The sequence below is a fragment of the Pseudomonas sp. LB3P81 genome (assembly GCF_054897965.1).
Window position 1 is genome coordinate 4,308,262 of sequence record NZ_JBUBVG010000001.1, and the last position, 14,561, is coordinate 4,322,822.

The following is a 14,561-nucleotide window of genomic DNA, read 5'->3' on the forward strand; positions in this document are numbered from 1 at the left end:
TCAGATCGCTGAGCCGAGTTGGAAAATGGGCAGGTACATCGCAACCACCAGGCCGCCGACGATAACCCCCAGCACCACCATGATGAACGGCTCCATCAGACTGGTGAGGTTATCGACCATGTTGTCGACCTCGGCCTCATAGAAACTGGCGACCTTGTCGAGCATGTCATCCAGTGCGCCGGACTCTTCGCCAATGGCCGTCATCTGGATCGCCATGTTCGGAAAGACACCGGAGGTGCGCATGGAGAAGTTCAGCTGCATCCCCGTCGACACATCCTGCTTGATGCGCAGCACCGCACGCTTGAACACGATGTTGCCGGTCGCGCCCGCCACTGAGTCCAGCGCCTCGACCAGCGGGACGCCAGCGGCGAAGGTGGTCGACAGTGTACGGGCGTAACGGGCTACGGCGGACTTGTACATCAACGCGCCAACCAACGGCAGTTTCAGCAGCCAGGTGTCCGTCCAGTCCCGAAAGCCTTGCGATGTCTTGAAGGCGTGGCGCACACCGAATATCGCCGCGATCAGCACGCCAAGCATCAACCACCACCAATCCTGCATGAACTGCGACAGGCCGATGACCATCACCGTGAACGCTGGCAGTTGGGCACCAAACCCTTTAAACACCGACTCAAACTGCGGCACCACCTTGACCAGCAGAATCCCGGTGACGATGATCGCGACGAACACCACGGCCAGTGGATAAGTCATGGCTTTCTTGATTTTGGCCTTGAGGCTTTCGCTCTTTTCCTTGTAGGTCGCGACGCGCTCCAACAGGGTGTCCAGCGCGCCGGCCTGTTCGCCGGCATCCACCAGGTTGCAATAGAGCTCGTCGAAATACTGGGGCTTTTTGCGCAGGGCCGCAGCGAAGCTGTTACCCGCCGCGACCTCCTGTTTCACTTCGTCCACCAGTTTGCGCATGGCCGGGTTTTCGAAGCCTTCGCCGATGATGTCGAACGACTGCAACAGTGGCACACCGGCTTTCATCATGGTCGCCATCTGCCGGGTGAACAGGGCAATGTCATGAGCCTTGATGCGTTGGCCGAAGCTGAGAATCGAGGCGGATTTCTTGCGCACCTTGCCGGGGTTGATGCCTTGCTTGCGCAATTGCGCCTTGATCAGCGCCGGGTTCTGACCGGTGAGTTCGCCGGTCATTTTCGTGCCTTTTTTATCGGTGCCTTCCCAGGCGTACACACTGATTTTTGCTGCTTTGACCGCCATGTTCAGTCCTTGGTAACCCGGTTGATTTCTTCAAGGCTGGTGATGCCTTGCATGGCCTTGATGAGCCCGGAAGTACGCAGGTCGTTGAAGCCGTCCTTGCGCATCTGGATATCGATTTCCAGCGAATTGCCTTCGGCCATGATCAGCCGTTGCAGGTCTGCCGTGTTCTTCACCACTTCATAAATCCCCACGCGCCCCTTGTAGCCAACGTTGCACTGATCGCAACCGACCGGCTCATAGATCGTGAACGAGCCAATGCGTTCCTCGGGGAAGCCTTCCTTGATCAATGCCTCGCGGGGAATATCGATGGGTTTCTTGCACTGGTTGCACAGTTTGCGCGCCAGGCGCTGGGCGATGATCAGACTGACCGACGTCGCGATGTTGAACCCCTGAATGCCCATGTTTTGCAGGCGGGTCAGGGTTTCCGCCGCGCTGTTGGTGTGCAGGGTCGACAGCACCAGGTGCCCGGTCTGGGCGGCCTTGATGGCAATTTCGGCGGTTTCCAGGTCGCGGATCTCGCCGACCATGATCACGTCCGGGTCCTGCCTGAGGAACGAGCGCAGCGCCTGGGCAAAACCCAGTCCCTGCTTGGGATTGACGTTGACCTGGTTGATGCCTTCCATGTTGATCTCCACCGGGTCTTCGGCGGTGGAGATGTTGATGTCCACGGTGTTGAGAATATTCAGCCCGGTGTAAAGCGACACGGTTTTGCCCGAACCGGTGGGGCCGGTCACGAGAATCATCCCTTGCGGCTGCTTCAGCGCGGCCATGTACAAATCTTTCTGGCTCTGCTCATAGCCGAGGGCGTCGATGCCCATTTGTGCGCTGGACGGGTCGAGGATCCGGATCACCACTTTCTCGCCCCACAGGGTCGGCAGGGTATTGACCCGGAAGTCGATGGACTTGCTCTTGGACAGGCGCATCTTGATCCGCCCGTCCTGCGGTTTGCGCCGCTCGGAGATGTCGAGGCTGGCCATGACTTTCAGGCGTGCGGCGATGCGGCCGGATAGCTGAATCGGTGGCTTGGCGACTTCCCGCAGCATGCCGTCGGTGCGCATCCGCACGCGGTAGGTTTTTTCGTAGGGTTCGAAATGCAGGTCGGATGAGCCGCTCTTGATCGCGTCGAGCAACATCTTGTGGACAAAGCGCACCACAGGCGCGTCGTCGGCATCCTGTCCGGCGATGGCGTCCTGGTTGTGGTCATCGATCGACTCGATGTCGACACCATCGAGGTCGACATCGGCCATGTCTTCCAGGCCGGTGCTGTGGCTGTCGAAGAATCTCTCGATGGCGTCGCTGAGCTTGTCGTCCTCCACCAGAATGGCTTCGGTGTTCAGCCCGGTACTGAACTGGATATCGCTGGTGACCTGCTGATTGGTCGGGTCGGAAACCCCGACGAACAATTTGTTGCCGCGCCGCCAGAGGGGCAGGGCGTGGTGCTGGCGAATCAGTTTTTCGCTGACCAGTTCTTTGGGTTGGGACTCTTTGTCCAGGCAGTGGAGGTCCAGCAGCGCCATGCCGAAATGGTCCGAGGCAATCTCCGCAACCTGGCGGCTATTCACCAGTTTGTTCTGCACCAGATAACTGACCAGTGTGAGTTTTTGGCGTTGGGCTTGCTGATACGCCTGTTGCGCGCTTTGGTCAGTGAGCAGTTCGGCCAGCACCAATTGCTTGGCCAGACCGCTAAGGGCGATGTCATTCATAGGGATACCGGACGCAGACAGTTCATGACTTATAGCCTAGTCAACCGGTGGAACCAAACCAGCGCTGTTGAGGTGACAAAAAGTGTCAGATAGTGCGGATACTGGGGTCAGGAAAGGGCTCTGCGTTGTTTTTATCCCCTGAAAACGCGGGGGTGAAGGCTTGGCACGGGCTGTGCTGTGGCTAGTTCAGATCATGAGATTTCGACTCATGCATGGAGCTAGTCTATGAATACTCAGAAAGGTTTTACCCTTATCGAACTGCTGGTCGTGGTAGCGATCATCGGGATTCTGGCGACGTTTGCATTGCCGGCTTATTCGAAGTATCAGGCCCGGGCGAAAGTGGCAGCGGGGCTGGCGGAGATTGCGGCGTTGAAGGTTTCGTTTGAAGACCTGATGAATGCCGGCACTGCCGAACCCACTACACTGGTAGGCGCCGGTACAACTACTCAGAACTGTGCAATCGCTGTAACCGGTACGGTTTCCTCCGGCGCGGGCACCATTGTCTGCACACTGCAGAAGGCACCCGCACCTGTGGCAGGTAAAACTATTACGCTTAGCCGCAGCGCTACGGGCTGGTCATGCGCGACCGGTGTCACTGCCGATTACGCACCGCCTGGTTGCACCGCCTCTGCAACTTAATGACGCAGAGTTCCAAGTAAAAAGTGCCCCTATCGGAAGATCGGGGCATTTTTTTTTTTGGAAAAACGTCAAGTTTGTCGCGATGCTTAATGAGACGTAGAAAACTTCGGGAATTCATGGCCTTAGGCCCACGCCAAAACCCGCAACTTGCATGTACATAAATTCAAAGTCATGCAATTTGCATGATTCCGAAAAATTACAATTTACATAAGATATTGATTAATAAGGGATTATTACCTTGCCCAAAGTTGGCATATCGTTCGCAACATACCGAGTAACCCTGCTGACAAGACACGCAGCAGACTTTATGAAAAAACAGGAGTTACTCGTATGAAGAAGTTCGCTATCGCTGCCGCTACTGCTACCGCGCTGACCCTGACCATGGCCAACGCTGCATTTGCTCAAACCACCCAGGCTACCCAGGCGCCAATGGTGCTGGCCGCCGGTGAAATGACAGAAGCCAAAGAAGCTACCTCTGACACCTGGATCACCACCAAAGTCAAAGCTGACCTGGTTACCGAAAAAGGCATTCCTGGTACCGACATCAAGGTTGAAACCAACAAAGGCGTTGTTTCCCTGTCGTCCACCACTGCCGTGACTGCATCGCAGAAAGAAGTTGCGGTGAAAATCGCCAAAAACATCAAAGGCGTCAAAGCGGTCTCCGCTGACGGCCTGAAAGCCGAGTAAGGCAAGACTTCTCGCCTGAACCGGGAGAAGACGCGGTAGACGAGCCGAGTCATACGTCTGCCGCCACTTGAGAGTTCATGCGACGGCCATAAGGATGTGGCCATTACAGGCCCCGACATTCGTGTCGGGGCCAGTTCTATTCTGGGCGCAAAAAAAGATCGCAGCCTCCGGCAGCTCCTACAGGTATCCACATTCCCCTGTAGGAGCTGCCGAAGGCTGCGATCTTTTGGGTTCAATTACCGCGTTTGCTGGTGATCTGCCTCAGGCGATTCCCTTCAAACCGCAGGTACTGATACATCCCGCCGTTAGGCCCGTAGGTCCATTCCTCGACCTGGAACTCTTCGCGCCGATTGGCGCTGCGCTTGTAGCCCAACAGATCGCGGCTGACCGGTTCACCGCATTTCTGCAGCACCTCGCTGGACCTGTCCCCGACGCTGACCAACTGACTGCCGCAGCGCAGGGTATCGGCGGCCAAGGCCTGACCGGCCGCCATGGCCAGTGTCAGGCCGAACAGCAATTGTCTGATCATCATTCGGCGTCCAGATGCAGTGGTGTCACCACCTTACCGTCACTTTCCGCTTCGCCGAGGCTGGCGTCGATGAAATACACGCGGTCATCGGCCAACTGACCCTTGTCGACCAGATAGTCCTTGATGCTGCTGGCGCGGTCCTGGCCCAGTTGGCGCAACAGCACGTCGCTGGAGCTCCAGAACTTGATCACGTCCGCGCGCATTTTCGCGGTGCGTTCTTCCTTGCCCAGGTCTTTCCATTCGGCGGGCGGCTGGGTTTTCAGGCGGATGCGGTAGATGCCTTCCAGCAGCGGACCTTTCTCGCCGTCCGGCACTTGCAGCAACGAGGCCTGCGCCGGCACCTTGTCGCCGCGACGCTGGAGCATTTTGTAGTAGTTGTACTGGTATTCCCGTTCCAGGCGTTGCTCGGCGATCAGCGGGCCATCACTGCTGGCGGCAGCGGTGCCTTCGATTTCCAGGCGCAGGGCCGGACGTTCCTTGAGGGCCTGGGACAGCTTGACCAACGAACCTTCGGCCTCTTTGCTCAGGTCGCTGGAACCCGGTGCAAACGACACAGTGCCCAGGTCTTCCGAGCCTGCGCCACTGACCAGCCCGCCGATCATTTTGAACGGCGAGGCGGCGGCCTTGACGATCAGGTTGCGCAGGGTCTGCCAGATAATCGGCATGACGCTGAACTGTGGATTATTCAGGTCGCCGGTCACGGGCAGTTCGATGGAAATCTTGCCGTCAACGTCCTTGAGCAGGGCGATGGCCAGCTTCAGCGGCAGACTGGTGGCGTCCGGGCTATCGACTTTTTCACCGAGCTGTAATTGCTCGACCACCACTTTGTTTTCAGCCTTGAGCTGGCCTTTGGTGATCAGGTAATGCAGGTCAAGATTGAGCCGGCCCTTGCGGATACGGTAGCCGGCGAACTTGCCGGAGTAGGGCGTCAGCGTGGTCAGTTCGACCCGCTTGAAGCTGGTGGTGATGTCGAGGCTGGCCATCGGGTCGAACGGGTTGACCGAGCCCTTGATGGTCACCGGCGCATAACGATCGACCTTGCCCTTGACGTCTACGATCGCCGGTTTCGCCTGGCCACTGTCGATGGGGCCGATCTGGCCGTTGAGCTGTTGCACGGCGGTGGCGAAGTTCGGGGTCAAACTGAAGTCGGCAAAGTTGGCCGAGCCGTCATTGATGGCAATCCCGCCAATGTGGATCCCCAGCGGTTTGTCCTTGCCGGCCGGTTTGGCTGCAACGGTTTTGGCACCGGAGTCGGGCGGTTGCGGGATCAGCAGGTCATCGACGTTGGTGGTGCGGTCATCGTTGATCATGAAGCGCACATAGGGCTTGAACAGGTTGACCTTGTCGATCGACAGGCTGTCGCCGTGCTGATAATTCAGGCCCTCGACCACCACCTGTTGCCCCTTGAGGAAGTCGCGGGTTTTTAGGGTGTCGAGGGTGTGCAGCTGATCGATCTGCGCGCGTCCTGTCACGCTGAGTGCCAACGGCTCGGTGCTTTTCAGGTTGACCGCCAGGTCGCTGCCGAGCATGCCGCTGCGCAGTTCGAGGCGAATGAACGGGTTGATGTAGGACTGGGCAACCCGCAGGTCGATGTCTTTGGTTTGCACGTTGAGTCTGGCGCTGACCGGGGCCAGATTGACCTCGCCATCGGCGCTGATCTTGCCTTGCTTGCCTACGCCGGTGTCGAGCTTGAGGGTAAAAGGCGAGCCATTGAGGCTGTCGAAATTCTGCAGGTCCAGGTTCAGCGGGCTCAGGTCCAGCGTCACGGCGGGTTGCGCTTTTCGATCAGCCAGGTGCACTTGGTAATCGCGCAACTGCACATCTTTCAACAGCACTTGCCAAGGTTTGCTCGGCGGCGCCGGTTCAGCCTTTGGGGAGTCGGCTGCCGCTGGCGTGCTGACCGGTTCGGCTTTGGCCTTGGTGGCAGCTTTCGACGGTTGGCTGGCGAACAGCTTCTGCCAGTCGAGTTGGCCGTCAGCTTCAAGCGCCGCCCAGGTTTCCAGTTTACTGCTGCGGATCTTGCCCACCACCACTTGTTGTTTGGCCAGATCCACCGTGGTGTCGGTGACATCCAGTCGCGCGAGTTTCGCCAGTGGGCGACCGTCCGGGGCGTTGATGGCGAAGGGCGCGACACTGACCGCGACGTTGCTCAGCAGCAGTTCGGTTTCCTTGGAGAGGTTGAGTTTGTAGTCGGTGCTCAGGTTCAGCACGCCGTTTTCCAGCACCAGCGGCAGCGCGTCACGCACGTATGGCCACCAGACTTTCATCTGGCCGTCGGTGACTTTCAGCTTACCTTCGGAGGCGATCGGGATCAGGCTGAAGTTACCGGTCCAGTCGATTTGCCCACCCCCCGGGCCGACCGCGACCAACGTCATGTCGGCGTTGTCTTCTGGCAGCGTGCTGAGGTTGTTCAGCTCGAAATCGAGTTTGTCGTAGAGAAACTCGATGGGCTCGCTCGGGCGAGCGTCCCGGAAGTGCACATAACCGTCGGCCAGTTTGATCCGCTCTACGCGAAGCGGAAACGGTTTGGCGTTCGGGTCCGCCGGCGTCGGCTCGCTCGCCGGCAATTTGAACAGGCCGAGCAAATTGAGTTTGCCGTCCTTGCCGAAGAGGATTTCGGTCTTGGGTTTGTCCAGCTCGATATCAGACAGGTGCAGCGCTTTGGTCCAGAGACTGTCGATTTGCAGATTGGCGTACAGACGTTCGAAGCCGACCTGTTCCTTGCCCGGCTCGCCGATGATCAGGCCCCACAGGGTGACTTCAAGGCTGAAGGGGTTAAGTTCGATTCGCTGAACAGTGGCGGGCGTCGTGGCGTAGTTGGCCAACTGTTGGTTGACCACCCGCATTGCGATGCCCGGCAGAATCAGAAACCCCAGCAGGCTGTAGAGAGCCAGAGCAGTCAACAAGGCGCCGATAGCGCGGATCAATCCTTTGGGCATGTGCGGCTTCATCTGTCTGAATCGGAGTGCGTTGGAGTATGGCACGCGAATCCGGTTCCGAAGTCACCCAGCGTTATAGGATATATCTGATTTTGCCGTTGATTTTCAGAGCTGCAGGATCAGGGTTTTCAGCGGTGGCTGTTGATCCATGGACGGGAAATCGCCGCCCGGTTTCATCACTGTCCACTCGCGCACCGGCCGCCCGGCTTTTTCCGCACAGCGCAAAACCTGCTCGCGCCAGTCGTCCATGCTGACTTTTGCCAGGTTGTTGCAGCAGATCAGCACGCCATTGTCGGCGGTGGTCAGCAGCGCGGGTTTGAGCAGGCTCTGGTAGTCGCGCAGCAGGTCGACGGTGCCGAAAGCGCTCTTGGCCCAGGCCGGTGGGTCCAGTAAAACCAGGTCGTATTGACGTTGTTCCAGGCGTTGATAGCTCGGCAGTTTCTGCCCACGGCGCTGGCTGATGGGCAGGCCGGCGAGTTGGCGGATGGCCGGGAAATAATCGGACTGGATGAACTGCATGGTCGGCAACTGCGGATTGAGCAGACCGTTTTCACGGCCGACCGCCAGATTGCCCTCGGCGAAGTCCAGATTGCACACCTCGCTCGCGCCACCGGCCGCAGCGCTCAGGCCGACGCCACAGGTGTAGGCAAACAGGTTCAGCACGCTTTTGTTCTGGCTGTGTTCCTTGACCCAGCCGCGGGTGTTGCGCAGGTCGAGGAACAGCAGCGGGTCCTGCCCGGCATGGCGGCCACGGACCCGGTAGTTAAGGCCCCATTCGTGGCCGACCAGATCTTGCAGGGCGGCTTCGTCGGCGCGGTAGACAGTGTCTTCGCGGTCGATGCGCGAGTTGCCCCGGGAACGGTCGTTGTAGACCAGCAAGGTCTCGAAGCCCAGGTGTTGATTGATCGCCTCGTGCAGTTGCAGCAGGGCGTCGCGCTCCAGCGACTGGTGAAAGCTCTGCACCAACAGCTGCGGGCCGTAGCGGTCGATGGTCAGGCCACCGGCGCCTTCCTGGCTGCCATGGAACAAGCGATAGCAATCGGTGCCTTGCTGATGCAGTTCGGCAAGCAGGTCCTGGCGATGTTCGAGGGCGGCGCGCAGCGCCTGATTCAAGGAAGACATGCTGGGCGCCTTGCAGGGGAGGGAATTTGGCGCGGGAGTTTAACACTGTGGCGAGGGAGCTTGCTCCCGCTGGGCTGCGAAGCGGCCCCCAATTTCTGCCCTTGTCGAAAATTTTGCGAGCGCTTCGCACTCGAGCGGGAGCAAGCTCCCTCGCCACATATGGCCGACATTCAGATTTTTGATATTTCGCCTGAGTTCAGGTCAGCAACCCCATCCGCCGCTTGGCCCGATGCACCGAGCCATTGCGCACTGCCCAGCGCAGCATCGGTGCACTGCGGTTGACGCTGGCACGGATCAGCGTGCGTTGCAGCGAACTTTGCCGCACACCGAGCAGGTCACTGGCCCAGTCCGGCAGCAGGTCGATTCCGGCCTGCATCATCAATCCACCGAACGGCTTGGCCAAACGGCTGGGGGAGGGCGCGTTCAACAACAAGCGCAGGACTTCGCGACTGCGTTCGTCACACAACAGTTGCGGGCGGACTCGTTCAAGATAATCGGCCATTTCCTGCCGCGAACGGGGCACCTCACGGGCACCGAGGCGTTCAGCGATCACGGCGATTTCATCGTAATAACGGTCCTGATCGGCCGCCGACAAGTGCGGATTGCGGTAGCGCAAATGCGCCGCGAGGAAGTTGCTGACCTCGGCTACGTGCACCCACGTCAGCAGATCGGGATCACTGGCAGCGTAGGGCCGGCCATCCGGCGCGGTGCCGGTCACTTGCAGGTGGATGGTGCGGACTTTCTCGATCAGCCAGTCGGCATCTTTTCGCGAGCCGAAGGTGGTGCCGGAAATGAACTGCCCGGTGCGGCGCAAGCGACCGAGCATGTCCTCGCGGAAATTCGAATGGTCCCAGACCCCGGCCAGCGCCAACGGGTGCAGGGCTTGCAGCATCAGCGCGCTGATACCGCCGATGAGCATGCTGCTGAAGTCGCCGTGAACCTGCCAGCTCACCGAATCGGGTCCGAACAGGCCAGGATCGCCTTTGGGGTTTTCCAGGTCGAGCTTGCCAAGGGACAGACCGGAGAGGCTCATGACCTGGGTTTCGATGCGGCTGCGGATGAATTCCATGGCAACTCTGTAATTCTGTAGGAGCGAGCTTGCTCGCGATGGACGTTAACGATAACGCGTGTTTCCTGAATAAACGCGGCGCGCTTGCGTTCATCGCGAGCTCGCTCCTACAGGGGCAAGGCGTTACTGGTTCAGGCGTTTATCGACCAGGTCCTGAACCACGCTCGGATCGGCCAGGGTCGAAGTGTCGCCCAGACTGTCCAGTTCGTTGCAGGCGATCTTGCGCAGAATCCGCCGCATGATCTTGCCCGAACGGGTTTTCGGCAAGGCCGGTGCCCACTGGATCAGGTCCGGTTTGGCGAAGCTGCCGATTTCCTTGCTGACGTGGGCCAGCAGTTCTTTCTTCAGTTCGTCGGTGGGTTCGGTGCCGTTCATGGGCGTGACGAAGGCATAGATGCCCTGACCTTTGACGTCGTGAGGGTAACCGACCACGGCGGCCTCGGCGATGCTGTCGTGCAGCACCAGGGCGCTTTCGACTTCGGCGGTGCCGATGCGGTGGCCGGAAACGTTGATCACGTCGTCGATGCGCCCGGTGATCCAGTAATCGCCGTCTTCATCGCGGCGGGCGCCGTCGCCGGTGAAGTAGTAACCGGGATAGGGTTTGAAGTAAGTGTCGACCATCCGCTGCGGGTCGCCATAGACACTGCGGATTTGCGCCGGCCAGCTGGATTTGATCGCCAACACGCCGCTGCCGGCGCCTTTGATTTCCTTGCCCACTTCATCGAGCAGCACCGGTTGCACACCGAACATCGGTTGCGTGGCGCAGCCGGGTTTGATCCGCTGCGCGCTGACCAGCGGGCTGAGCATGATGCCGCCGGTTTCGGTCTGCCACCAGGTATCGACGATCGGGCAGCGCTGTTCGCCGACGGCATTGAAATACCAGTCCCACGCTTCCGGGTTGATCGGCTCACCGACACTGCCGAGTAATCTGAGGCTCGCCCGGGACGTTTCCTTCAACGGTTCGGGGCCTTCGCGCATCAGCGAACGCAGGGCGGTGGGGGCGGTGTAGAAGATGTTCACGTGGTGTTTGTCGATGACCTGCCAGAAGCGCGCGCTGCTCGGGTAGCTCGGCACGCCTTCGAAGATCAGCGTGGTCGCGCCATTGGCCAGCGGCCCGTAGACGATGTAACTGTGGCCGGTGACCCAGCCGACATCGGCGGTGCACCAGAAGACTTCTTCGTCGCGGTAGTCGAGCACGTACTTGAAGGTCATCGCCGCTTGCAGCAGATAACCGCCGGTGGTGTGCAGCACGCCTTTGGGTTTGCCCGTGCTGCCGGAGGTGTAGAGGATGAACATTGGGTCTTCGGCGTCCATCGGCTCGGGCGGGCAATCGTCGCTGACGTCGCGCAAGGCCTGGTGATACCAGAGGTCGCGGCCTTCGACCCAGTTGACCTCGCCTTGGGTGCGCTCGACCACGATCACGGTGCTGACGTTCGGGCAACTTTGCAGCGCCTGGTCGACATTCTGCTTGAGCTGCACGAACTTGCCGCCGCGCACGCCTTCATCGGCGGTGATCACGGTGCGGCAGTCGGCGTCGAGGATGCGGTCGCGCACAGAATCGGGGGAGAACCCGCCAAACACCACCGAATGCACCGCGCCGATTCGCGTGCAGGCGAGCATCGCGTAGGCGGCTTCGGGGATCATCGGCATGTAGATGCACACGCGGTCGCCTTTCTTCACGCCACGGCTTTTGAGCACGTTGGCCAGGCGGCAGACGTTGTGATGCAGTTTTTTGTAGGAGATCTGGGCCGATTCGGCGGGGTCGTCGCCTTCCCAGATGATTGCGATCTGATCGCCACGTTTTTCCAGGTGACGGTCGATGCAGTTGTAACTGACGTTTAATTTTCCGCCGGCGAACCAGCTGGCCTCACCGGTTTTCAGGTTATAGCGCTGGACGGTATTCCACGGTGCGCTCCAGCCGAGGAAGCGTGTGGCCTGTTCAGCCCAGAACGTGCTGGGGTGTTCGATGGATTGGCGATACAGGCGCTTGTAGTCGTCCTGACTGAGTTGTGCGGCCCGGCGGACGGCATCGGCTTTGGGGAACGTGCTGATATCGAACATGACGGTTCCTTATTCTTGTTTTGCGACAAGAGGGGAGCAGCGCGACCCTCGTAGGAGCTGCCGAAGGCTGCGATCTTTTGATTTTGCTTTTAGAAGATCAAAAGATCGCAGCCTTCGGCAGCTCCTACAGGGATAGCGCACGCCACCGATTTTGCAGTAAACCCGGTGCCGTGGAACTGTCGATGCAGCGATTTGAAGGGGCGAGTAAACCGCCCCTTCAGCCTATCACCCGCGATGACGCCCGCGGAAGTAGTTGATCAGCCCTTGGGTGGATGCATCGTCAGCCGGGGTTTCTTCGCTGCCGACCAGGCGGTTGTAGACGCCTTTGCCCAGCTCTTTACCCAGCTCCACGCCCCACTGGTCGAAGGCGTTGATGCCCCAGACCACGCTTTGCACGAAGACTTTGTGTTCGTACATCGCCACCAGTGCGCCGAGACGACGCGGGCTGATGCGTTCGACCACCAGCGTGTTGCTCGGACGGTTGCCCGGGATCACCTTGTGCGGTGCGAGTTTCTGCACGTCCGCTTCGGCCATGCCCTTGTCCCGCAGTTCGGCTTCGGCCTCGGCGCGGGTCTTGCCGAGCATCAGCGCCTGGCTTTGCGACAGGCAGTTGGCGTACAGCCACTGGTGGTGATCGGAGACCGGGTTGAAGCTGACGATCGGCACAATGAAGTCGGCCGGGATCAGTTGGGTGCCTTGGTGCAGCAACTGGTGATACGCGTGCTGACCGTTGCAACCCACGCCACCCCAGATCACCGGGCCGGTGTCGGTGGACACCGGCGTGCCGTCCTGACGCACGCTCTTGCCGTTGGATTCCATGTCCAACTGTTGCAAGTGCTTGGTGATGTTACGCAGGTAGTGGTCGTACGGCAGGATCGCGTGGCTTTGCGCGCCCCAGAAGTTGCCATACCAGACGCCGAGCAAGGCCAGCAGCACCGGCATGTTCTGTTCGAAGGGGGCGCTCTGGAAATGCTGGTCCATGGTGTAGGCACCGGACAGCAGTTCCTTGAAGTTGGACATGCCGATGGCCAGGGCAATCGGCAAGCCGATGGCCGACCACAGCGAGTAACGACCACCGACCCAGTCCCACATCGGGAAGATGTTTTCTTCGCGGATACCGAACGCCACTGCGGCGGCGTTGTTGCTCGAGACCGCGATGAAGTGACGGTACAGCTCGGCTTCCGAACCGCCCTGAGCCAGGTACCAGGCGCGAGCGGCCTGGGCGTTCTTCAGGGTTTCGAGGGTGTTGAAGGATTTCGACGAGACGATGAACAGCGTGGTCTCGGCGCGCAACTTCATGGTCAGCTCGTGGAACTCGCTGCCGTCGATGTTTGCCAGGTAGTGGCAACGCACGCCTTTCTGGGCGTAGGACAGCAGCGCTTCGGACACCAGCTCGGGGCCGAGGAACGAGCCACCGATGCCGATGTTCACCACGTCGGTGATCGGCTTCTCGGTGTAACCGCGCCACAGACCGTCGTGGATGCGGCCCACGAGGTCGGTGATCTGGTTCAACACCTTGTGTACTTCAGGCATCACGTTGACGCCATTCACAGACAGCTTTTCGCCCACTGGACGGCGCAGCGCGGTGTGCAGGGCCGGGCGACCTTCTGAGGAGTTGACGATCTCGCCGTCGAACAGCGCTTTGATCGCGCCCTGAAGGTCGACTTCGTTGGCCAGGCCCACCAGCAGATCACGGGTCTCGGCGTTGATCAGATTCTTCGAGTAGTCGAGAAACAGGCCGCAGCTGCTGAGGGTGAATTGAGTAAAACGCTGCGGGTCGGCATTAAAGGCTTCGCGCATGCTGAAATCCTGCATGGCTTGGCGGTGGTCATTCAACGCTTGCCAGGCGGGCAGAGCGGTCACGTCGTGAGGAGTGCGGTAGTACGCCATCGCTGCGGGTTTCCTTTTTACTTGAACGGCCTGTTGAACACTAAAAATCCCGGAGCACTGTGGGGGGGCGTCCGGTCAACTGCGTCGACACGATTTCATGGCACAGGGCGAATACAGTAAACCTCGCGCTGCGATCTGTCTTGACTTTGTCTGACCCGTTCCCGGTACTTTTTTATACATCAAGCAGGGAACGGTCCGACAAACGGAAGAGAAGGTTCGGTCAGGCAACCTGAACCGGAATGGCATTGCTGGTGTGGCTCAACTCGTTACCCGGCGCCATGTAGAGCATGCGCGGCTTGAAGTTGAGCAGCTCGGCTTCGCTGTAGTGAGCGTAAGCGCAGATGATCACACGGTCGCCGACCTTGGCCTTGTGCGCCGCGGCGCCGTTGACCGAGATCATGCGCGAGCCTGCTTCGCCACGAATCGCATAGGTGGTGAAACGTTCGCCGTTGTCGACGTTGTAGATCTGGATCTGTTCGTATTCACGGATGCCGGACAGGTCCAGCCATTCGCCGTCGATGGCGCAGGAACCTTCGTAATCGAGAACTGCGTGGGTGACTTCGGCGCGATGCAGCTTGGCCTTGAGCATGATGGCGTGCATGAGTGTTTCCCAGGTCGGAATCGAACGGCGGGCAGCGCCCACAGGCGCGTAGGAGCTGCCGCAGGCTGCGATCTTTTGATCTTGCCGTTGCTGTTTATTAATT

11 protein-coding genes are annotated in these 14,561 nt (G+C 59.5%); 2 read left to right on the plus strand and 9 right to left on the minus strand.

Annotation, left to right across the window (positions count from 1 at the left end):
- A complete protein-coding gene (locus ACYZTL_RS19955) occupies positions 1-1,218 on the minus strand; it encodes a type II secretion system F family protein (protein ID WP_461953197.1) in 1,218 nt (405 codons plus the stop codon).
- Between the two features lie 2 nt (positions 1,219-1,220).
- The gene (pilB, locus tag ACYZTL_RS19960; protein WP_461953198.1) at positions 1,221-2,921 is read right to left on the minus strand and encodes a type IV-A pilus assembly ATPase PilB; all 1,701 of its coding nucleotides are present in this window, start codon (positions 2,919-2,921) and stop codon (positions 1,221-1,223) included.
- A 225-nt stretch (positions 2,922-3,146) separates the two neighbouring features.
- Between pilB and ACYZTL_RS19965 the strand changes: the two genes are divergently transcribed.
- Complete coding sequence (locus ACYZTL_RS19965) at positions 3,147-3,560, plus strand: pilin (RefSeq protein ID WP_461953199.1); 414 nt, start codon at positions 3,147-3,149, stop codon at positions 3,558-3,560.
- 330 nt (positions 3,561-3,890) lie between these two features.
- On the plus strand, positions 3,891-4,247 hold the full coding sequence (locus ACYZTL_RS19970) for a BON domain-containing protein (RefSeq protein WP_461953200.1): 357 nt from the start codon (positions 3,891-3,893) through the stop codon (positions 4,245-4,247).
- Positions 4,248-4,479: 232 nt separating this feature from the next.
- Here the strand turns inward: ACYZTL_RS19970 and ACYZTL_RS19975 are convergent, their stop codons facing one another.
- From ACYZTL_RS19975 to panD, 7 genes are all read right to left on the minus strand, one after another.
- Positions 4,480-4,776: a DUF2845 domain-containing protein gene (locus ACYZTL_RS19975; RefSeq protein ID WP_461954341.1), complete on the minus strand. Its 297-nt coding sequence runs from the start codon at positions 4,774-4,776 to the stop codon at positions 4,480-4,482.
- Positions 4,776-7,727 (minus strand): DUF748 domain-containing protein, encoded by a 2,952-nt coding sequence (locus ACYZTL_RS19980; protein ID WP_461953201.1) that lies wholly within the window; start codon positions 7,725-7,727, stop codon positions 4,776-4,778. The genes ACYZTL_RS19975 and ACYZTL_RS19980 overlap by 1 nt, the downstream gene beginning before the upstream one ends.
- A 93-nt stretch (positions 7,728-7,820) precedes the next feature.
- Entirely contained in the window at positions 7,821-8,837 is a 1,017-nt protein-coding gene (locus ACYZTL_RS19985) for a class I SAM-dependent rRNA methyltransferase (RefSeq protein WP_461953202.1), read from the minus strand.
- 196 nt (positions 8,838-9,033) lie between these two features.
- Positions 9,034-9,906 (minus strand): oxygenase MpaB family protein, encoded by an 873-nt coding sequence (locus tag ACYZTL_RS19990; RefSeq protein WP_461953203.1) that lies wholly within the window; start codon positions 9,904-9,906, stop codon positions 9,034-9,036.
- 123 nt (positions 9,907-10,029) lie between these two features.
- A complete protein-coding gene (acs, locus tag ACYZTL_RS19995) occupies positions 10,030-11,967 on the minus strand; it encodes an acetate--CoA ligase (protein ID WP_461953204.1) in 1,938 nt (645 codons plus the stop codon).
- A gap of 225 nt (positions 11,968-12,192) precedes the next feature.
- Positions 12,193-13,857, minus strand: a complete 1,665-nt coding sequence (gene pgi, locus ACYZTL_RS20000; protein ID WP_461953205.1) for a glucose-6-phosphate isomerase — start codon at positions 13,855-13,857, stop codon at positions 12,193-12,195.
- Between the two features lie 220 nt (positions 13,858-14,077).
- Complete coding sequence (gene panD / locus ACYZTL_RS20005; protein ID WP_084323050.1) at positions 14,078-14,458, minus strand: aspartate 1-decarboxylase; 381 nt, start codon at positions 14,456-14,458, stop codon at positions 14,078-14,080.
- Between the last annotated feature and the right edge of the window lie 103 nt (positions 14,459-14,561).

Coding starts and splice junctions, on each gene's coding strand:
- pgi (WP_461953205.1), bottom strand. CDS start 13,857: ATGGCGTACTACCGCACTCCTCACGACGTGACCGCTCTGCCCGCCTGG.
- pilB (WP_461953198.1), bottom strand. CDS start 2,921: ATGAATGACATCGCCCTTAGCGGTCTGGCCAAGCAATTGGTGCTGGCC.
- ACYZTL_RS19985 (WP_461953202.1), bottom strand. CDS start 8,837: ATGTCTTCCTTGAATCAGGCGCTGCGCGCCGCCCTCGAACATCGCCAG.
- ACYZTL_RS19955 (WP_461953197.1), bottom strand. CDS start 1,218: ATGGCGGTCAAAGCAGCAAAAATCAGTGTGTACGCCTGGGAAGGCACC.
- ACYZTL_RS19965 (WP_461953199.1), top strand. CDS start 3,147: ATGAATACTCAGAAAGGTTTTACCCTTATCGAACTGCTGGTCGTGGTA.
- ACYZTL_RS19975 (WP_461954341.1), bottom strand. CDS start 4,776: ATGATCAGACAATTGCTGTTCGGCCTGACACTGGCCATGGCGGCCGGT.
- ACYZTL_RS19980 (WP_461953201.1), bottom strand. CDS start 7,727: ATGAAGCCGCACATGCCCAAAGGATTGATCCGCGCTATCGGCGCCTTG.
- ACYZTL_RS19990 (WP_461953203.1), bottom strand. CDS start 9,906: ATGGAATTCATCCGCAGCCGCATCGAAACCCAGGTCATGAGCCTCTCC.
- panD (WP_084323050.1), bottom strand. CDS start 14,458: ATGCACGCCATCATGCTCAAGGCCAAGCTGCATCGCGCCGAAGTCACC.
- ACYZTL_RS19970 (WP_461953200.1), top strand. CDS start 3,891: ATGAAGAAGTTCGCTATCGCTGCCGCTACTGCTACCGCGCTGACCCTG.
- acs (WP_461953204.1), bottom strand. CDS start 11,967: ATGTTCGATATCAGCACGTTCCCCAAAGCCGATGCCGTCCGCCGGGCC.